Annotated in this window: 17 protein-coding genes; 9 read left to right on the top strand and 8 right to left on the bottom strand. The window is 70.5% G+C overall.

The features are described from left to right. The 6 genes from GC203_RS21855 to GC203_RS21830 all read right to left on the bottom strand — a co-directional run. Positions 1-1,071 (bottom strand): urease subunit alpha (locus GC203_RS21855; RefSeq protein ID WP_293458856.1); only part of this gene is annotated, 1,071 nt, incomplete at its 3' end. Positions 1,072-1,084: 13 nt separating this feature from the next. Further along, positions 1,085-1,390 carry an urease subunit beta gene (locus GC203_RS21850; protein WP_293458854.1) on the bottom strand — a complete coding sequence of 102 codons (306 nt, stop codon included), beginning with the start codon at positions 1,388-1,390 and terminating at the stop codon, positions 1,085-1,087. After that, positions 1,387-1,599: a HupE/UreJ family protein gene (locus GC203_RS21845; RefSeq protein ID WP_293458852.1), complete on the bottom strand. Its 213-nt coding sequence runs from the start codon at positions 1,597-1,599 to the stop codon at positions 1,387-1,389. The genes GC203_RS21850 and GC203_RS21845 overlap by 4 nt, the downstream gene beginning before the upstream one ends. 148 nt (positions 1,600-1,747) lie before the next feature. Further along, positions 1,748-2,050 (bottom strand): urease subunit gamma, encoded by a 303-nt coding sequence (locus tag GC203_RS21840; protein ID WP_293458851.1) that lies wholly within the window; start codon positions 2,048-2,050, stop codon positions 1,748-1,750. A 1-nt stretch (position 2,051) separates the two neighbouring features. Then, a complete protein-coding gene (locus GC203_RS21835; protein WP_293458849.1) occupies positions 2,052-2,864 on the bottom strand; it encodes an urease accessory protein UreD in 813 nt (270 codons plus the stop codon). 288 nt (positions 2,865-3,152) lie between these two features. Further along, the gene (locus GC203_RS21830; RefSeq protein ID WP_293458847.1) at positions 3,153-4,307 is read right to left on the bottom strand and encodes a toll/interleukin-1 receptor domain-containing protein; all 1,155 of its coding nucleotides are present in this window, start codon (positions 4,305-4,307) and stop codon (positions 3,153-3,155) included. 388 nt (positions 4,308-4,695) lie between these two features. Between GC203_RS21830 and GC203_RS21825 the strand changes: the two genes are divergently transcribed. The 3 genes from GC203_RS21825 to upp all read left to right on the top strand — a co-directional run bounded on the left by GC203_RS21825 (position 4,696) and on the right by upp (position 7,986). After that, on the top strand, positions 4,696-5,952 hold the full coding sequence (locus GC203_RS21825; protein ID WP_293458846.1) for a GTP cyclohydrolase II: 1,257 nt from the start codon (positions 4,696-4,698) through the stop codon (positions 5,950-5,952). A gap of 256 nt (positions 5,953-6,208) precedes the next feature. Continuing rightward, the gene (locus GC203_RS21820) at positions 6,209-7,345 is read left to right on the top strand and encodes a DUF1688 family protein (protein WP_293458844.1); all 1,137 of its coding nucleotides are present in this window, start codon (positions 6,209-6,211) and stop codon (positions 7,343-7,345) included. An 11-nt stretch (positions 7,346-7,356) separates the two neighbouring features. Beyond that, a complete protein-coding gene (upp, locus tag GC203_RS21815) occupies positions 7,357-7,986 on the top strand; it encodes a uracil phosphoribosyltransferase (RefSeq protein ID WP_293458842.1) in 630 nt (209 codons plus the stop codon). Positions 7,987-8,204: 218 nt separating this feature from the next. On the opposite strand, the gene GC203_RS21810 is transcribed toward upp, so the two are convergent. Continuing rightward, on the bottom strand, positions 8,205-9,377 hold the full coding sequence (locus GC203_RS21810) for a CaiB/BaiF CoA-transferase family protein (protein WP_293458840.1): 1,173 nt from the start codon (positions 9,375-9,377) through the stop codon (positions 8,205-8,207). Positions 9,378-9,603: 226 nt separating this feature from the next. Between GC203_RS21810 and GC203_RS21805 the strand changes: the two genes are divergently transcribed. The 5 genes from GC203_RS21805 to leuB all read left to right on the top strand — a co-directional run bounded on the left by GC203_RS21805 (position 9,604) and on the right by leuB (position 15,822). Continuing rightward, the gene (locus tag GC203_RS21805) at positions 9,604-10,860 is read left to right on the top strand and encodes a TetR/AcrR family transcriptional regulator (RefSeq protein WP_293458838.1); all 1,257 of its coding nucleotides are present in this window, start codon (positions 9,604-9,606) and stop codon (positions 10,858-10,860) included. A 108-nt stretch (positions 10,861-10,968) separates the two neighbouring features. Then, on the top strand, positions 10,969-12,456 hold the full coding sequence (locus GC203_RS21800; protein ID WP_293458836.1) for an MFS transporter: 1,488 nt from the start codon (positions 10,969-10,971) through the stop codon (positions 12,454-12,456). Between the two features lie 82 nt (positions 12,457-12,538). Next, entirely contained in the window at positions 12,539-13,981 is a 1,443-nt protein-coding gene (locus GC203_RS21795) for an aldehyde dehydrogenase family protein (protein ID WP_293458834.1), read from the top strand. Then, entirely contained in the window at positions 13,974-14,732 is a 759-nt protein-coding gene (locus tag GC203_RS21790; RefSeq protein ID WP_293458833.1) for a glucose 1-dehydrogenase, read from the top strand. The genes GC203_RS21795 and GC203_RS21790 overlap by 8 nt, the downstream gene beginning before the upstream one ends. Continuing rightward, positions 14,716-15,822: a 3-isopropylmalate dehydrogenase gene (gene leuB, locus GC203_RS21785; protein ID WP_293458832.1), complete on the top strand. Its 1,107-nt coding sequence runs from the start codon at positions 14,716-14,718 to the stop codon at positions 15,820-15,822. The genes GC203_RS21790 and leuB overlap by 17 nt, the downstream gene beginning before the upstream one ends. Positions 15,823-15,872: 50 nt before the next feature. Here leuB and GC203_RS21780 read toward each other — a convergent pair whose 3' ends face one another. After that, a complete protein-coding gene (locus GC203_RS21780; protein WP_293458831.1) occupies positions 15,873-16,862 on the bottom strand; it encodes a PEPxxWA-CTERM sorting domain-containing protein in 990 nt (329 codons plus the stop codon). A 292-nt stretch (positions 16,863-17,154) separates the two neighbouring features. Between GC203_RS21780 and GC203_RS21775 the strand changes: the two genes are divergently transcribed. Then, positions 17,155-19,917 (top strand): winged helix-turn-helix domain-containing protein, encoded by a 2,763-nt coding sequence (locus GC203_RS21775; protein ID WP_293458829.1) that lies wholly within the window; start codon positions 17,155-17,157, stop codon positions 19,915-19,917. Positions 19,918-19,979 lie beyond the last annotated feature (62 nt).

Raw genomic sequence — 19,979 nt, 5'->3', positions numbered from 1 at the left:
GATCGAGAGCGCGCCCAGGTCGTGCAGGATGTCCTCGGCGGCGATGGTCTCCTTGCGGATGCGGCTCTCGGCGAAGGCCACGTCCTCGGGGATCGACGGGTCGAGGTGGTGGCACACCATCAGCATGTCGAGATGCTCGGCCAGGGTGTTCACCGTGTAGGGCCGGGTCGGGTTGGTGGACGAGGGGATGACGTTGGCCAGCCCCGCCACCTTCAGGATGTCGGGCGCGTGGCCGCCGCCGGCGCCCTCGGTGTGGAAGGCGTGGATCGTGCGGCCCTTGAAGGCGGCGATGGTGTCCTCGACGAAGCCGCTTTCGTTCAGCGTGTCGGTGTGGATCATCGCCTGGACGTCGTGGTCGTCGCAGACCGACAGGCAGCAGTCGATGGCGGCCGGCGTGGTGCCCCAGTCCTCGTGCAGCTTGAGCGCGCAGGCGCCGGCGGCGACCTGCTCCACCAGGGCCTCGGGCAGGCTGGCGTTGCCCTTGCCGGCGAAGGCCAGGTTCATGGGGAAGGCCTCGGCCGCCTCGATCATCCGCTGGAGGTGGAAGGCGCCCGGCGTGCAGGTGGTGGCGTTGGTGCCGGTGGCAGGGCCGGTCCCGCCGCCCAGCATGCAGGTGACCCCGCTCATCAGGGCCTCCTCGATCTGCTGGGGGCAGATGAAGTGGATGTGGGCGTCCATCGCCCCGGCGGTGAGGATCTTGCCCTCGCCGGCGATGGCCTCCGTCCCCGGGCCGATGACGATGGTGACGCCGGGCTGGGTGTCGGGATTGCCGGCCTTGCCGATGCCGACGATGCGGCCGTCGCGCAGGCCCACGTCGGCCTTCACGATCCCCCAGTGGTCGACGATCAGGGCGTTGGTGATGACGGTGTCGACGGCGCCCGAGGCGCGGGTGGCCTGGCTCTGGCCCATGCCGTCGCGGATCACCTTGCCGCCGCCGAATTTAACCTCCTCGCCATAGGTGGTGAAGTCGCGCTCGACCTCGACAAACAGCCCGGTGTCGGCCAGCCGCACGCGGTCTCCGACCGTTGGGCCGAACATGTCGGCATAGGCGGCGCGGGAGATGCGGGCCATCAGCGGTCGTCCATCAGAGCTTGCCCATCACGTCCTGCCGGAAGCCGTAGACCGCGCGCCCGCCGGCCAGCGGCACGAGTGCGACCTCGCGCTCCTGGCCCGGCTCGAAGCGGACGGCGGTCCCGGCGGCGATGTCGAGCCGCAGGCCGCGCGCGGCGGCGCGGTCGAAGCGCAGCGCCGGGTTGGTCTCGAAGAAGTGGTAGTGGCTGCCCACCTGGATCGGCCGGTCGCCGGTGTTGGCCACGCGCAGCGTCGTGACCGGGGCGCCGGCGTTCAGCTCGATCTCGCCGTCGGCGGGGATGACTTCTCCCGGGATCATCGGCGCGTCCGTCGGCGGACGCGGACCTCGACGGGGCGCCGGGCCAGCCGCCAGGTCAGGGCGGCGGCGACCATCGCCAGGCCGCCCAGGGCCAGCAGGTGGTCGGGCTGGGTCACGAGGTGCGCCAGGGCCTGGGCGGCGCTCATCTGCTCGTGATGGCCCTCGTGAGCGAGGGCGGCGGCGGGGGCGAGCAGGAACGGAACCCCCACTCCCAACCCTCTCCCCCTTGCGGGGAGAGGGTTGGGAGTGGGGGTGTCAGCGGCGAACCCAGCAGGCTCACCCCCACCCCCGGCCCCTCCCCGCAAGGGGGAGGGGAGGGCGCGCCGCAGGCCTTCTTCGTCGGACATCTTCATCTCCTCAGCGGATCGGATGGTGGACGGTCACCAGCTTGGTGCCGTCGGGAAAGGTGGCCTCGACCTGGACGTCGTGGATCATCTCGGCGATCCCCTCCATCACCTGGTCGCGGCGGATGACGTGGGCGCCGGCCTCCATCAACTCGGCGACGGGGCGGCCGTCGCGGGCCCCCTCGACCACGAAGTCGGTGATCAGGGCCACGGCTTCGGGGTGGTTCAGCTTCACGCCGCGGGCCAGCCGCTTGCGCGCCACCTCGGCGGCCATGGCGACCAGCAGCTTGTCCTTTTCTCTGGGGGTCAGGTTCAATCTAGGTCCTCCAGACCCGCGGCAGGGGCGCGCCGCCGCGCAGGGCCTCCAGCGCCGGCAGCAGGGCCTGGCGCAGGGAAAAGCCGTCGGGCGCGGTCAGGCGGGCGAAGAGCTTGCCGTCGAAGGCGCTGGCGCCCCCCGCCGGGCCGAGCGCGGCGCGGAGCGGGGCGAGGAAGCGGCCGGCCTCGTCGTCCACCAGCAGGATCGAGGCGAAGGCCTGGGCGCCGGCCAGCACCGGGCGTTCGGCGCCCGTCTCGGCGATGGCGCCGTCCAGGCGCAGGTCGTCGGCGAACACGAGGCGGCCCTCGCGGCGGATGCGCCAGCGGTCGGCCAGGGCGCCGGCGCGCACCGTCTCGCCCATGGCCGCGCGGCCCAGGATCGCCGCCTCGACCGCCAGCAGGCGCGCGCCGGGGGCGAGGTCGGCCTGGAGCCGGCGCCTGAGCCGCCCGCCGTCGAACAGGATGGTCTCCTGCGGCAGCCAGTCGATCCGCGCGCCCACGCCGACGCTCAGCGTCGTCTCGATCACGGCCTCGCCGTCGCGGGCGCGGTAGACCTTCTCGCAGGCCTGGGTGGTGAGGGTGAGGCGCGCCCCGTCGCCGGCCTCGGCGCGCCAGCTCAGGGCGTCGCCGCCGGTCACCCCGCCGGAGGTGTTGATCAGCACCGCCTCCAGGCCCTCGGCGCGGGCGTCGCGCGGCAGGCGGATCTTGCCGCAGCCGTCCTGGTAGAGGCGGGAAAGGCGCGTGCGGCCGTCGGCGTGCGCCACCGCGATGCGGCCGGCGCCGCGCGCGCGCTGGAGCGCCGGAAGGTCGGGCAAGGAGGCAGGCCCTTGAATCACCGGCTCACCCTGAGGTGGTGGCGTAAGCTGTCCAGCTAAGCGCGCCGCCGGAGGCATGGTCAACGCGCCATGCCCGCAAATTAAGCATTGGCGTTTGGCGCAATGGTGCGCGCTTGGCGCGCAAATTAAGTTCGGTGAACAGCTGGCGATGCCGCGGGATTTGTATCAAGTGACCTTGAGATGTGCGGAAGGCAGGCACGGGCGCTTCCGCGAAATTCAAGCTCCAATTCTCGCCGAGTGTAGCGATTCGCTCTTGTCCAACTGGCGTCAACTGATGCCGATCGTTGCGCGACCTAGGTTCCAGATGGGAGATCGACCCGCCCGCGGATTTGTCAAATGGGCCAGCATCATTTGAGGATAAATGTACTTTCCGCTCGCCGAGCTACTGCAAACCGCGGAGTATGGTTGAGGTCCAAAGTAGACGCCTCCGTCCGGGCACAGGTCGGCGCATTCGCGACGTCCAATCCATAGATGGAAATAGTCGGATTGATCGCCGCCGGTGACCCATATATCTACAGATTCCACATCGTCTCCAAAGAATTCTTTCGCTGAAGATCCCGAGTTCAATTCGGAAGACTGCCATATTTTTCCATAGGAAATATTATCTGAATCTTCGCTGAGTTGATGGCTCCATAGAAGATATACGGAACGCGCCCTTATAATTTTGCAAAACCAATATATGGCTTCGTTATCGCACTTGTTCTTCAATAATTCGGATACTCCATGGCGAAGCATGGTCTCCATTCGTGCAATGCGATCCCGGGCGTATTTTAGTTGTTCCTCCAAAGCTGGAGTATAGCTTGGTAGTGATGGTAGTCTGTCAATGTTGTTGAAGAGTTTGGATTTCAATGATTCGTAATCTTGGTCGTCTACTACGACGATCTGCTTAGCGTCGGGAACAAAATTGGGATGTCGTTCTCTGATGAAGAATAGCGCGCGGTCTAAGGCGGTCTTGTCCAGATGCACCTCCTGGCTGAAAGACAAACTCAAGAATTCGCGCTCAGGCAAAGGCGCCAACGCGCGGCAGCCTTGCCGGTCTAGGACTTGGACTAGGCGGGAGAGCGGCTCGGAAAATGCACCCCCCGAAAAATCTGCATACAGGCGATCAGCGATCTTAAGGGGCGCAGGGACGCCGTCGATTTTGATGGGAATGACGAACCTTCTATTGGTCTGGTCTTCCTTGGCGAGTGCGGCGTTGAGTTCACGATTGACCCAACCGGAATCAACGGCATCGCTTGAGATCACCAGGATCACGAAGCTGCTTCCCTCGATCCCGTCGTAGATGCTGTCGGTGAGCGAAGCTCCGTACTCCATTTCCCAGGAATCGAGCCAGACCGGCATCCCTTCGGACAGGAGCCCCGCCGCCAATCGGCGTACGAACGGCTTGTCCTTTGAGGAATGTGAGATGAAGACGTTTGGCATACCTCACACGCCTTTCGAAACCGATGTCACGTCACCTTGTGGCGCACCCGTGTCCGGCGCAACCACAAGTTATCGAGGCGGCTGAGTGAAACCAGTCGCGGAGTTGCCTCTTGGCGCATGAGGCTGACTGGATGGCCGCTGCGCCAATCAAGTTCCAAGTCGCTGCGGTGACCTCGTCGATATCTCTGATGCCGCGTTTGGCAGATCGTTGGCCTAATCTAGCAGTTCAGCGGGTGACGAGCCTCTTGTTGGGCCGGCTTGGCGTTGCCGGCATATTTGAGGAGATTCTTGCCAAGTCAGCGGCTTGGGATCACTCTCGTCTCTCAAAGGCCCTGAGCCGGCGAACCCGGCGACAGGGCCTTTCCGATTCTGGAGGTCTGCTCGAACCATGTCCGGCAACAGGACATCCCATATCCGGCTGACGTCGCACCCCGGCGCGGGCGCGGCCAGCCGTTTTCCGATCCAATGGGACGCGCCCAGCGCCCGCGAACGCGGCCCCGTGATCGCCACCACCAACTCCGGTCCCGACCGCAACGCCATCGGCGCCCACGGCGGCGCCTATTCCGTCTACCGCGCCCTGGCCGTGGCCTCGGGCGCCATGGACCCGATGGTCCGCCCCGAGCTGGTCAACACCCATCCCGTCGTGGCCGTGGGCCCGCACGCGCAGTGGAACGAGGCGGGCAAGATCGTCTCGCTCGATCCCTGGGGCGCGCGGATCGCCGAGGATTTCGCCCCCGAGATCGCCGAGGGCGTCGACATCCGCCCGACCATCGCCGTGACCAAGGCCCGCCTGACCCTGCCCGAGATCGCCGAGGCCATCCGCGCCGGGCGCCTGACGCCCGACGGCAAGGTGCTGTTCGAGAGCGGCGACATCGCCGTGACCAAGGCCGCCGTGGACCCGGTCTGGTACCTGCCCGGCGTGGCGGAGCGCTTCGGCGTGGACGAGCAGACCCTGCGCCGCACGCTCTTCGAACAGACCGGCGGGATGTATCCCGAGCTGGTGACGCGGCCCGACATGAAGGTGTTCCTGCCGCCGATCGGGGGGATCACGCTCTACATCTTCGGCGACCCGGCGAAGATCGGCGACACCCGCGTCCCGCTGACCTGCCGGGTGCACGACGAGTGCAACGGGTCGGACGTGTTCGGCTCGGACATCTGCACCTGCCGGCCCTATCTGACCCACGGGATCGAGGAGGCCACGCGCCAGGCCCAGGCCGGCGGCACGGGGCTGATCGTCTACAACCGCAAGGAAGGCCGCGCGCTGGGCGAGGTGACCAAGTTCCTCGTCTACAATGCGCGGAAGCGCCAGCCGGGCGGGGACCAGGCCTCGACCTATTTCGAGCGCACCGAGTGCGTGGCCGGGGTGCAGGACGCGCGGTTCCAGCAGCTGATGCCCGACGTGATCCACTGGCTGGGCATCCGGCGGATCGACCGGTTCGTCTCGATGTCGAACATGAAGTACGACGCCATGGTCGCCGGCGGGATCGAGATCGGCGAGCGCGTGCCGATCCCGGCCGAGCTGGTGCCGCCCGACGCCAGCGTGGAGATGGAGGCCAAGAAGGCCGCCGGCTACTACACGCCCGAGGGCGCCCCCTCCGAGGAGGCCCTCGCGCAGGTGGTCGGCCGGGACCTCAAGGAATTCTGAGGCCGGATGGACACCCAAGGTGGGCCGGCCGAGCCTCGCCCAGGAAGCCCCTCCCCCTTGCGGGGAGGGGTTTGGGGTGGGGGTGTCCGCGTCGGATTTGGCAGGCTAGGTTCATGGCTTCCTCCGCCAGCCCAGCTCGCACCCCCACCCCCGGCCCCTCCCCGCAAGGGGGAGGGGAGAAGCGCCGGACGGGGGGACCATTGCTAATGTGGAAGCAGGGATCCCCGGCACAGGGCCGGGGATGACGGAGTCATCTTTGCAGTCAGACACCCAACTCGCCCGTTCGCTCCTCTCCGCCGCCGCCGTGCGGGAACGGGCGCACGAGCTGTTCGCCATCGCCGAGGCGGGCGGCCTGGCCGAATGGCGGGTCGACCTTGCGCGCCTGCCCGTCGCCGCCGACCTGACCGCCGAGACGGTGCGGACCAACTATCCGAGCCTGGACGTGCCCTTCCACGCCCGCTGGCGGCACTTCACGGCGGCGGGCCGCGACCTGTGGGCCGAGGCGGACAGGCCCGCCGATCCGATGGAGCTGGGCCGCGCCGCGTTCGACCTCGTGATCCCCTCGGTGCTGCTGGACGCCGGCGCGGGCATGGCCTGGCGCTACCGCGACGCGGCCACGGGCGCGGAGCTGTCGCGTTCGGAGGGGCTGGGCGTGGCCTCGCTGCGCTTCTGGGAGGCGGGCGGGCTGGAAGACCTCAGGGCGGTGGACGCCGCCTCAGTGGCGGCGGCGTTCCAGGTTTCGGACGACAACCCCCTGGTGGGCGTGGAGGGCCGCGCGGCCCTGCTGCGGCGGGTGGGCGAGGCGATCGGCCGGCCCGCCGCCCTGTTCGACGAGATGGCGGCGCGCGCCCAAGGCGGCCGGCTGCCGGTGCCCGCGATCCTCGAAGTGTTGCTCGACCGGCTGGGGCCGATCTGGCCGGGGCGGCTCAGCCTGGGCGGCCTGCCGCTGGGGGATTGCTGGTGCCATCCGGCGGTCGAGGGCTTCGTCCCGCTGCACAAGCTCAGCCAGTGGATGGCCTATTCGCTGATCGAGCCCCTGCAGTGGGCCGGGATCGAGGTGACTGACATCGACGGCCTGACCGGCCTGGCCGAATACCGCAACGGCGGGCTGTTCGTGGATACCGGCGTGCTGGCGCTGAAGGACCCCGCCGACGCCGGCCGCGCGCATCCGGTGGAGGGGTCGCTGGTCGTCGGCTGGCGGGCGCTGACCGTGGCGCTGCTGGACCGCACCGCGCCGCTGGTGCGAGATCGGCTGGGCGTGAGCGCCGAGGCGTTCCCGCTGGCGCGGGTGCTGGAGGGCGGCACCTGGGCCGCGGGGCGGCGCATCGCGAAGCAGTTGCGGGCGGACGGCGGCCCGCCCATCGCCGTCGTCAGCGACGGCACGGTGTTTTGAGGAGAAGGTCCATGCAGGGCGTCACGGTCGTCGATCATCCGCTGGTGAAGCACAAGCTGACCCTCATGCGGAAGAAGGACACCTCGACCAAGGGGTTCCGCCAGCTGCTCAAGGAGATCGCCTCGCTGATCTGTTACGAGGTCACGCGCGACCTGCCGCTGGAAGAGATCGACATCGAGACGCCGCTGACGCCGATGCGGGCGCCGCAGCTCGCCGGCAAGAAGCTGGTGTTCGCCCCGGTGCTGCGTTCGGGCATGGGCATGCTGGACGGCATGCTCGACCTGGTCCCGGCCGGCCGCGTCGCCCACGTCGGCCTCTACCGCGACCCGGCGACGCTGGAGTGCGTGGAGTATTATTTCAAGGCGCCTGCCGATATCGGGGAGCGCCTGGTGGTGGTGATCGATCCGATGCTGGCCACGGGCAATACCGCCATCGCCGCTGTCGACCGGCTGATGGAGGCCGGGGCGCGGGAGATCCGCATGGCCTGCCTGCTGGCCTCGCCCGAAGGGCTGTCCAAGTTCCGCGGCCACCATCCGGACGTGCATGTCTGGACCGCGGCAGTCGACGAAAAGCTGAACGATCACGGCTACATCCTGCCGGGCCTGGGCGACGCCGGGGACCGGATGTACGGCACGCGCTGAGCCCCTGCGGGGGCGGCTCTTGCCATGTAATCGAGCACACGGGGGCGTTTCTGCCGCGATCCTGGGCGGACGGCGGAATGATCCTGCCGTCCGCGGCCATGCGATGGACGCCACTTGGGAGCGGGCCAAAGTGGTGAGGCCCTCTCAGGGCGTTCTCCTTCCTCGTACTTCAGGGCCGCGCGGGCGACTGCGCGGCCCTTCTCTTTCCGGGGAAGGCGTCAGACGACGGCGTCGATCTCGTCGGGCGTGAGGCCGGCGGCCTCCAGCACCTCGCGGGTGTGCTGGCCCAGCTTGGGGGCGGCCGCGCCCACGGGCGGCTCGCCCTCCGGGAAGCGGGCGGGGGAGGCGGTGGCGCGGAAGCGCCCGCCCCAGCCGTCCTCGACCTCGAAGAAGCAGCCGGCGTCCTGCGCCCACTGGGAGGCGGCGGTCTCCTCCAGGGTGGCCAGCGGCGCCCAGGCCACGTCGAGGCTGGTGAGCTTCTCGCCCGCCTCCTCCAGGGTCATCCGGGCGAAGGCCTCGTCGCACATGGCGCGCACCTCGCGGGTGACCTCCATGTCGACGATCGGCGGCGTGAACCGCGGATCGGCCAGCACCTCGGGCCGGTCGATGGCGATCATGACGTTGGTGAAGCAGTCGACGGCGCGCGGCAGGATGCAGAGCCAGCGTCCGTCGCCGGTCTGGAAGAAGCCGGAGATGCCGTTGGGCCGGTCGTGGCGCGGCTGGGCGGTGACAACCTGGCCGTAGCGGAGCTGCATCGACAGGTCCCAGGAGATCGCATAGGCGCCGGCGCGCACCAGGCTGCCTTCGACGAGGCGGCCATGGCCGGTCGCGTGGCGCTCGTGCAGCGCCGCCAGCGTGGCCGACAGGGTGGCGAGCGCGGTGACGTGATCGCCGAAGCCGGGGCGGGAGGGGAAGGGCTCCTGGTCGGTGGGGATCATGGCGCGGGCGACGCCGCTGGCGGTCCAGAAGGCGGTGATGTCGAAGGCCGGCTTGTCGGCCTCCGGGCCGACGAGGCCGAAGCCGGTGACGGCGGCGTAGATCAGCCGCGGGAACTCGTCCTTCAGGCTGTCGTAGTCGAGGCCCAGGCGCTTCAGCGAGCCCGGCCGGACGTTGGTGACGAAGATGTCGGCGTCCTTGAGCAGGACCTTCAGGGCGTGGAGGCCGCCGGGCTTGGAGATGTCGAGCACCACGCCCTTCTTGCCGCGGTTCTCGTTGGTGAAGATCGGATTGCCCGGGCTCTCAGCGGTGTCGGGGGCGAAGATGCGGGTGGCGTCGCCGATCGGGCTCTCCACCTTGATCACCTCGGCGCCCCAGTCGGCCATGACCGCCGCGCAACTGGGCCCGGCGACCCAGGTGGCCATCTCCACCACCTTCAAGCCCTGGAGCAGCATCCGACGCCTCCCGCTTTTCGAAACTCGGGAACACTAGAGCACGTCCCAGTTGGCTTGAAGCAAGCCAACTGGGATCAACGTGCTCGCCTCCTTGAGTTTGGAGGCCTTCTCGTCCGCTCACGATGAGGCATCGCGAGCGGGAAGGCCTCCAGGCATGCGGGAGCGGCCACGCCAGCACGGTTCGGGCGTGGTGGTGGCGCTCGACGATTCCCGATAAAACAATCGTATGACGGTGACGCTTGGAGACGAGCCCGGTCCGGCCGGGCCATTGAAGCGGCGGGGGCCGACCCGCCGGTTCGAGGCCAAGCGGAACGCGATCGTCAGGTCGGCCGTGGAGGAGATGAACCGCAAGGGCGTGCGCGGCATGACCCTGGGCGACGTGGCCGCCCGCCTCGACCTCGTGCCCACGGGCGTCATCTACTACTTCCGCAACAAGGAGGAGCTGGCCGCCGCCGCCTTCCTGAAGGGGCTGGAAGCCTATGACGCGATGCTGTCCGCCAGCGCGCGCCAGGCGACGCCGCAGGCCCGGATCGCCGACTTCATCGCCGCGTTCTTCGAGCGGGCGCGGCTGGTGGCCCGCGGCGAGGCCGACCCGTTCCCGGTGTTCAACGATGTGCGGGCGCTGAATCGCGAGGCCGTGAACGCCGCCTATGTCGACGTGTTCCGCGGTTTTCGCAGCCTCCTGCCGGGCCCCGACGCCCTGCCGCGGCTGCACCGCAACGCCCGGGCGCACATGCTGCTGGCCCAGGTGCTGTGGATCGCCGCCTGGCGCCATCAGGCCGAGCCGGCCGACTATCCGCGCACCGCCGAGCGGATGGCGTCGATCCTGAACGACGGCCTGGTGACGCCGGGCCGTTCGTGGCGGCCGCCGCCGGCTCTCTCGCTGGCCGCGCCTTCGCCGCCCGACGCCAGCGCCTCGCCTGAGCAATTCCTGCGGGCGGCCACCCAGCTCATCAACGAGGAGGGCTACCACGGCGCGTCGGTCGAGCGGATCTCGGCCCGGCTGCATGTGAGCAAGGGCGCCTTCTACCACCACAATGACACCAAGGACGAACTGGTGGTGGCCTGCTTCGAGCGCACGTTCGAGATCATGTGGCGGGCGATCCGGGCGGCCGAGGCGGCGGGCGGCTCGGGGCTCGACGTGCTGTCGGCGGCGGTCACCGCATTGGCGGCGCACCAGATCCAGGGGGAGGCGCCGCTGCTGCGAACCTCGGCGCTCACCACCGTGCCCGAGCCGATCCGCCTGGGCCTGCTGGAGCGCTTCAACCGCATCTCCTATCGCTTCGCCTCGCTGCTCTGCGACGGGATCGCCGACGGCTCGGTGCGGCCGGTGGACGTGAACATCGCCGCCCAGATGATCACCGGGGCGGTCAACGCCGCAGCCGACCTGCACTACTGGACGCCCGGCCTGGCCGCCGAGGCCGCGGCCGACCACTTCGTGCGACCGCTGTTCGAGGGCCTCGTCTCCCGGCCGGTGGGCTGAAGCTTCGGGGCATACCCGATGCTCAAATCGTTGGGTTGACGGGGGCTGGCGGCTCGGCCAGCGTCACGCGCCGACGGCCGAAGACGCCGCGCATCGGAGGAGTTCCCCTTGTCGACCCCATCCCCCGCGCCGGCCGCCGCGCGCCGGCTCAGCGCCTCCACCCGCCTGTTCTACGGCTTCGGCTCGGTGGCGTTCGGGGTGAAGGACAACGGCTTTTCGTTCTTCCTCGCCTTCTTCTACGCCCAGGTGGTGGGCGTGCCGGCCAGCGCGGTCGGCCTAGCGATCATGATCGCCCTGGTCCTGGACGCCTTCATCGACCCGATCATCGGCCAGCTCTCCGACAACACCCGTTCGAAATGGGGCCGGCGGCACCCGTGGATGTACGCCGCGGCGATCCCCGTCGCGCTCTCGTACATGCTGATCTGGCATCCGCCGACCGGCTGGCCCGAGAGCGGGCAGGTCGCCTACCTGATCGTCGTGGCCGTGCTGATCCGCAGCTTCATCAGCTGCTACGAGGTGCCCTCGGCGGCCCTGGCCGCGGAGCTGACCAGCGAATACGACGAGCGGACGCGCCTGCTCTCGTATCGCTACCTGTTCGGCTGGGCTGGCGGCCTGGCCACCTACTACCTGGCCACCAAGGTGTTCCTGCGCCCCGACGCCACCCACGCCGTGGGCCAGCTCAACGCCGACGGCTACGGCCGCTACGGCATCGTCTCGGGGCTGATCATGCTGGGGGCGATCCTGGTGACGGCGGTGGGCACGCACCGCCAGATCCCCTACCTGCGTTCCCCGCCGCAGGAGCGGATCACCATCGACCGGCTGGCGCGGGAGATGTTCGGCACCCTGCGCAACCGCCACTTCGTGATGATCCTGCTGTCGGCGTTCTTCCTCTATGCGGGCATCGGGCTGGGCTTCGCCATCAACCTCTATTTCTCGACCTACTTCTGGCAGTTCAGCCCCGACCAGATCGCGGCCTTCGCCTTCTCCAGCCTGACGGCGGCGGTGCTGGCGTTCCTGCTGGCGCCGCGCATCGCCCAGCGTTTCGACAAGCGGCCGGTGGCCCAGCTGCTCATCCCCACCGGCATCCTGTTCGGGGTCGGGCCGATCGCGCTTCGCCTGCTGGGCGCGTTCCCGGAGAACGGCTCGCCGCTGCTGTTCCCGACGATCTTCGTGACCAACATCTTCTACACGGGCATCGGGGTGATCGCGAACATCCTGTTCTCCTCGATGATCGCCGACGTGGTGGAGGACGCCGAGCTGAAGACCGGGCGTCGCCAGGAGGGGCTGTTCTTCGCGGCCATCTTCTTCGCCAACAAGTCGGTCACCGGCTTGGGCATCTTCACTTCGGGCCTGATCATCAGCGCCATCGGCTTCCCGCCCGGCGCCAAGCCCGGATCGGTGCCGCCCGACGTCATCCGGCACCTGGGGATGGTCTACGCGCCGACCCAGCTCATGCTCTACGGAACGGCGGCGCTGCTGCTGTTCGGCTATGGCATCACCCGCGCCAGCCACGCCGAGACCCTGCGCAAGCTGGCCGCCGCCGCCGACCTCTCGCAGGAGGGCGAACCCGCCGGTTCGACGTCCAAGCTCAGCTAGCTTGGATCGCCGAACCCAGTTTGCGCTTGAAACCGCCCGGCGCGCGACCCAATCAGGTCGCGCGTTGTAAGGAGGCGGCCCCTTGGATCTGGAGTTTGCGCGTCGAGGCGTCCTGATCGACGGCCGCTGGCGGGAGGGCCCGCAGACCCTGCCCATCGAGGATCCCTCCACCGGCGAGACCGTAGGCGAGCTGGCCTGCGGCGGCGCGGCAGAGGTCGACGAGGCGGTCGCCGCCGCGCGCGGCGCGCTGTCCGACGCCTGGGGCGCGCTGTCGGCCGCCGAGCGGGGCCGGGTGCTGGCGAAGATCGGCCAGGCCGTGCTGGCGCAGGCCGACCGGCTGGCCGAGCTGGAGGCCCGCGACGTGGGCAAGCCGTTGCGCCAGGCCCGCGCCGACGTGGTCGCGCTGGCCCGCTACCTGGAGTTCTACGGCGGGGCCGCCGACAAGCTGCACGGGGAAACCATCCCCTACCTGCCGGGCTACACCGTCTACACCCTGCGCGAGCCGCACGGGGTCACGGGCCACATCATCCCGTGGAACTATCCGATGCAGATCATCGGCCGCTCGGTGACGGCGGCGCTGGCCATGGGCAACGCCGCGGTGCTGAAGCCCGCCGAACAGGCCTCGCTGACCGCCCTGGCCTTCGCCCGCATCGCCGAGGAGGCCGGCCTGCCGGCGGGCGCGCTGAACGTGGTTCCGGGCTTGGGGGCCGACGCCGGGGCGGCGCTGGCCGGGCACCCGGGGATCGACCACGTCTCCTTCACCGGCTCCACCGTCGTGGGCGCGATGATCCAGGCGGCGGCGGCGAAGAACGCCGTGCCCGTCACCCTGGAACTGGGCGGCAAGTCGCCCCAGCTGGTGTTCGACGACGCCGACCTCGACCGGGCGCTGCCGTTCCTGGTGAACGCGGCGATCCAGAACGCGGGCCAGACCTGCTCGGCCGGCTCGCGCATCCTGGTGCAGCGCCGGATCCACGACGAGCTGTGCGGCCGGCTGGCCGAGCGCTTCTCGGGCCTGACGAGCGGACCGGCGATGGCCGACATGGACCTGGGGCCGATCATCACCGCCCGCCAGAAGGCGATGATCGAGGGCTATCTGGAGACCGCGCGGCGCGAGCTCACCCTGGTCGGCCAGGGCCAGGTGGCGGCCGACGCGCCGGCCGGCGGCCATTACCTGCCCGCGGCGGTGTTCGGCGGCGTGAAGCCCGACCACCGGCTGGCGCAGGAGGAGATCTTCGGCCCGGTGCAGGTGGTCATCCCCTTCGACGACGAGGACGAGGCCGTGGCGATCGCCAACGGCACGCCCTACGGCCTGGTGGCCGGGGCCTGGACCCGTGACGGCGACCGCCTGTTCCGCCTGGCGCGGCGGCTGAGGGCGGGGCAGGTGTTCCTCAACAACTACGGCGCGGGCGGGGGCGTGGAGCTGCCGTTCGGCGGGGTCGGCCGCTCGGGGCACGGCCGCGAGAAGGGCTTCGAGGCGCTGTACGGCTTCTCGGTGCTGAAGACGGTGGCGGCGCATCATGGGTGAGGGCATGCGGCTGAAGGACAGGACGGCGATCGTCACGGGCGGGGCCCAGGGGTTCGGCGAGGGGATCGTGCGGCGGTACGTGGATGAGGGGGCCCGCGTCGCGATCGTGGACCGCAACCTCGCCGCCGCCTCGGCGCTGGCCGCCGAGCTGGGCGCCGCGACCATCGCCGTGGAGGCCGACGTCTCCAGCGACGCCGACGTGGCGCGGATGGCCGCCGACGTGGCCGCGGCCCTGGGGCCGGTGGAGATCCTGGTCAACAACGCCGGCGTGGGCCACACGCCCCAGCCGCTGGACGTGCTCTCCGAAGCCGACTTCGACCGCATCTGGGCCGTGAACGTGAAGTCGGTCTACCTGACCGCCCGCCATCTCGTGCCGGCGATGAAGGCGGCGGGCCGCGGGGCGATCCTGAACGTGGCCTCGACGGGCGGCGTCAGCCCGCGGCCGAACCTCACCTGGTACAACGCCTCCAAGGGCTGGATGATCACCGCGACGCGGGCGATGGCGGTGGAGCTGGCGCCGTTCGGCGTGCGCGTGAACGCGATCAATCCGGTGGCGGGCGAGACGCCGCTGCTGGCCACCTTCATGGGCGAGGACACGCCCGAGATCCGGGCGAAGTTCCTGGCCTCCATCCCGCTCGGCCGCTTCTCCACCCCGGCCGACATGGGCGCGGCGGCGGCGTTCCTCTGCTCGGACGACGCCGCGATGATCACCGGCGTGGCCATGGAGGTCGACGGTGGCCGCTGCATCTGAGCCGTTTCGCCTGCTGGTGCTGCCGGGCGACGGCATCGGCCCCGAAGTCATCGAACAGACCCTGCGCGTGGTCAGCGCGCTCAGCGGCGGCATGGGGCGGCCGGTCCACCTGAGCGAGGCCCTGGTGGGCGGCGCGGCCATCGACGCCCACGGCGTTCCGGTCACCGACGAGACGGTGGCCCGGGCGCTGAAGTCGGACGCGGTGCTGTTCGGCGCGGTGGGGGGCGCCAAGTGGGACGACCAGCCGATCGCCCTTCGCCCCGAGTCCGGCCTCCTGCGCCTGCGCAAGGAACTGGACCTGTTCGCCAACCTGCGCCCGGCGATCTGCTATCCCGAGCTCGCTGACGCTTCGAGCCTGAAGCGCGAGCTGGTGGAGGGGCTCGACCTCCTGGTGATCCGCGAGTTGACGGCCGGCGTCTATTTCGGCGAGCCCCGCGGCGTCGAGGATCTGGGGAACGGTGTCACGCGCGCCTATGACACCCAGGCCTACACCTCCGTGGAGGTGGAGCGGGTGGTGCGTGCGGCCTTCGAGATCGCCCGCGGGCGGAACAGGCGGGTCTGCTCGGTCGACAAGGCCAATGTCATGCAGACCGGCGGCTTCTGGCGCGGCATCGCCACGCGGGTCGGCGCCGACTATCCCGACGTCGAACTCACCCACATGTACGCCGACAACTGCGCCATGCAGATCATGCGCCGGCCCAAGCAGTTCGACGTGATCGTCACCGACAACCTGTTCGGCGACATCCTCTCGGACGCCGCGGCGATGCTGACCGGCTCGCTGGGCCTGCTGCCCTCGGCCTCGCTGGGCGCGTCGGACGCGCAGGGCCGCCGCAAGGCGCTGTATGAACCGGTGCACGGCTCGGCCCCCGACATCGCCGGCAAGGGGCTGGCCAATCCGCTGGCCACCATCCTGTCGTTCGCCATGTGCCTGCGCTGGTCGATGGATGCGCCGGCGGCGGCCGACCGCCTGGAAGCGGCGGTGCGCAGCGCGCTCGCCGCCGGGGTCCGGACCGCCGACATCGCCGGGCCGGGCGAGACCGCGGTCTCGACGGCGGAAATGACCGACGCGGTGCTCGCCGCCCTGGGGTAGGAGCCCGGTCGTGGGGCGGAGACGCGTGGCGCCCCCGCCCCTGACGAGTCTCAGGCTGCCCGCACAGGGGTGGCGGCCGCCGGATCGCCGTCGTCGCGACGGGCGCGGCGCAGCATCGCGCCCAGCCCGCCGAAGCCCAGCAGCATCAGGGTCCAGCTCGCCGGCTCCGGGACGCCCCCGGGGGCGGCGTCGAGCGCCACCGTTCCGGGAAACAGCCCCGAAGCCGACAGCGTCGTCGCACCTTGCGGGCCTTGGTACGACGCGAGCACCGTGTGGCTGAAATCGTCGAGGCCGTGCGCGCCTGCGCCGGCCGGGTATCCGAGGTACGGGTCGAGGTTGAGCGTCATCACCCAGTCGAAATCGCCGCCGGGATTGAAGCTCGCCGTGAAGCTGGTCGGATACGAGGTCGCCGTGGCGTCCACCCAGGGATAGTTCGTCGTGCCCGGGCCGAGTTGGTAGGTGAAGTCGGCGATCTCGGTCGGGTACCACTCGTAGTAGGCGGAGTTGTCCCCGCCGACCCAGCGCGCGTAGGCGTCCAGCGTGCCGGGCGCCAGGATCGTCAGGGCGATCGCGGAATTGCTGGATGCGCCCAGGAAATCGACGACGCCCGAGACGTCGAACGTGAACGACGCCTCGTCTTCGGAGGTCCAGGTGAAGGGGCTGTTCCCCGACACCGCGCGGAAACTGTCGCCGATGTCGACCCGGGCCTGGGCCGAGAGCGTGCTGGAGCCGAGAGCCTGGGTGGCCTCGACATCGGCATAGGCCTTCATGGTCCCGGTGGAGAGATCGGCGGTCGCGTTCGCGGTCGCCGTGCCGACGTCGTAGGTGTAGGTCCGACTGGCGCTGACCTGGCCGCCGGCGGGATCGAAGTTCTGCTCGTAGTACTGAGGCTGCTTCACGCAGTCCTCGGTCAGGCACCCCTCGGAGGCCGACTGAACCAGGGCCTGGGCGCTGCTGAAATAGGTGATCTCGGCGTGCGCCAGCGACGGCAGGAAGGCCGACGCGAGCAACGCGGCGACGGAAAGCTTGGCCATACTCATTACGCGATCCCCACTTGCGCGCCGTTCCGGCGCCTGATCCGAACTCGAAGTTCGCCGGAGACGGGGTCTCCAGCCGCGGCAGGGTGGCTGGCGGACGGCGGCGGCGTCCTCACGCGCGCCTCAAGGAATTCTAAAGGATGCAGTCGCCGGGGCGGCAGGGGGGCCTGATGCGTCGACAAGGCGGCGCTCGGCCGCCAATATCGATCCGTTCCCGGCGCGGCGGGACGAGGGTCCCGAAATCGGCGACGGCCCTTCTGCCGCGCGCGCCCGGTGGTGGCGGAAGGTGCGGGCGTTGAGCGTAAGTCGCAGGGTCCTTCGGAGCGGGCGCTCGGGCGGGCGCCGGATCTGGCGCTTCGCCGGTTGCGAGTTCGACGAGAGCCAGTGGCGGCTGACGGTGGACGGCCAGCCGGTCGACCTGGAGATCAAGCCGCTGGAGCTGCTGCTGGAGTTCCTGCGGCGCGCGGGCGAGGCGCTGACCAAGGACGAGCTGATGGACGCCGTCTGGCCCGCCACGACGGTGGTCGAGGGCTCGCTGACCACCGCCATCTCCAAGCTGCGCAAGGCCCTTCGCGACGACGACCAGACGCTGATCGCGACGGTTCCCAAGGTGGGCTACCGCCTGACGGCGCCGGTGGAGACGGCCCATGCCGAGGGCGCGCCGCCGCTGACCGGGACGCTGCGGGCGGGGCAGGCCGTGCCCGGCCGGCCGCAATGGCGCCTGGAGCGGCCGCTCGGGATCTCGCGCGCCAACGAGGTCTGGGTGGGCCACCACGCCAAGACCGCCGAGCAGCGGGTCTTCAAGTTCGCCTACGATCCGGCCTCCCTGCGTCACCTCAAGCGCGAGGCCACGCTCTCGCGCCTGATGCAGGCGAGCCTGGGCGAGCGGCCCGACCTGGCGCAGGTTCTGGAGTGGAATTTCGAGACCGCGCCGTTCTTCCTGGAGACGGTCTATCGCGGGCTCGACCTGCCGGCCTGGGCCGAGGGGGAGGGCGGGCTGGCGGCCCAGCCCCTGGCCTTGCGGCTCGATCTCGCCGTGCAGGTGTGCGGCACGGTGGCGGCGGCCCACGCCCTGGGCGTGCTGCATCGCGACCTGAAGCCGGCCAACATCGTGGTCGCCCCTGCCGCCGAGGGCGGCTGGCGCGCGGCGGTGGTCGACTTCGGCAGCGCCGACCTGACCGAGCCCGAGCGGCTGGCCGCCCTGGCCATCACCAACGCCGGCTTCGAGGGCGCGGGCGGGCCGGGCGCGAGCCTGGGCGGCACGGCCCACTACCTGGCGCCCGAGCTCCACGCCGGGGCGCCCGCCGGCGTGGGGGGCGACGTGTTCGCCCTGGGGGTGATCCTCTACCAGCTCGTCGTGGGCGACTTCACCCGCCCGCTGTCGGCCGACTGGGAGCGGGAGGTCGACGATCCGCTGCTGCGCGAGGACATCGCCGCGGCCGCCGCCGGCAATCCCGAGGACCGCCTGGCCAGCGCCGCCGAACTGGCCCAGCGGCTCCAGACCCTGGACGCGCGCCGCGAGGCCCGGGCGCGCCAGATCGCCGAGGCGGAGCGCAAGGCCGCGCTGGAGCACGAGCTGGTCGCCGTCCGCGCGCGCCGGCCCTGGGTGGCGCTGGCCGGCTTCGCCCTGGCCGCCGGGGTGGCGGTGTCGGGCGCGCTCTACGTCGGGGCCCGGCGCGACCGGGACGAGGCCCGCCACCAGGCGGAGGTGGCCCAGAACATCAACGCCTTCCTGGCCAACGACCTGCTGGCCCGCTCCAGCCCGTTCCACAGCGGCCGGCCCGACGAGTCGCTGCTGGCGGCCATCAAGCAGGCGGCCGCCCAGATCGACCGGCGCTTCGCCCACGACCCGAAGGTCGCCGCCCAGCTCCACCAGACCATCGCCCGCGCCGTCGACCGCCGCAGCGACTGGCCCGACGCGCGCACCGAGTACGACCGCGCGGCCAAGGCCTGGATCGCGGCCGAGGGCCCGAACTCGCCGGGCGCGCGGATCGTGCGGCTGCAGCAGGCGATGATGGAGGCCCGCTCCTACGGCCCCGGTGCGCTGGAGCGCGCCCGCGCCCTGGTGGCGGCCCAGGCACCGGCCATCGCGGCGATGAAGCCCCCGCCGCCGGACCTGGCGGTCTGGTTCGCCTCGGCGAAGGGCATGCTCGCCCTGATCGGCAACGACGTGAAGACAGCTGCCGCGGAGTTCCGGGTCGCCGCCGACGGGGCCGAGGCCCACCCCGACCTGTTCGATCCCGGCTCGCGGCTCACCTTCCGCCAGCGGGTGGCCTTCACCCATATCCGCCTGGGCGAGGGCGCGGCGGCCGAGGCCCAGTTCCGCGCGCTGGCCAAGGGCTATGCGGCGCTGGAGGGCCCAGACGCCCCCGACGTGCTGATGGTGCGAATGAACGTGGTGCAGGCGCTGATGGTCGAGGGCCGCCACGCCGAAGCGGTGAAGGAGGCCACGGCGCTCTATCCGCAGATGCTGGCGGTGTTCGGCCCCGAGCACGAGATGACGCTGCAGCTGCTGGCCACGCGCGCGCAGTCCGAGGCCAGCCTGGAGCGGTGGGACGACGCCATCGCCGACACCGACCGCGTCCACGCCATCGCGGTGCGTAAGCAGGGGCCGGCGTCGTTCTTCAGCCTGGCGTCGCTGACCGACGGGGCGACCGCCCGGTGCCGGTCCGGGCGCCGGGCCGAAGCGCTGCGCGACCTGGCCGGGGCGCACGACATCGCCCGCAAGGTTTTCCCCGACAGCGGACTGCAAGGGGGCATCGACTACGCCTGGGGCGCCTGCCTGATCGAGGAGGGCCGGTTCGACGAGGCCGCGGCGCGGCTGAAGGGCATCGACCGCGAGGCGGTGACCCAGCTCGCCGCCGACGCCGGCTGGGGCGCCAACCTCGACCTCGCCGAGGCCCAGATCGCGTTCGCGCGCGGCGACCTGGCCGCGGCGCGCCAGTCGCTGGCGGCGGCCGGGACGGTGTTCGCCAGGCCCGGCGCCGACGCCTACCAGGCCCGGGCCTATGCGGCGCTGGCGGCGCGGTTGTCGCCGTCCAAGCGCTCAACCGATTGAGCGTTTAACCCCGTTGGGCGCGGCGCCGGGCGGGCTATACTCGCCGTTCGGGCGCCGGGGGA

This window comes from Phenylobacterium sp. (assembly GCF_016124325.1).
Taxonomy (GTDB): Bacteria; Pseudomonadota; Alphaproteobacteria; order Caulobacterales; family Caulobacteraceae; genus Phenylobacterium.
The sequence above is the reverse complement of the archived record's forward strand: the minus strand, read 5'-3'. Positions and strand labels throughout refer to the sequence as shown.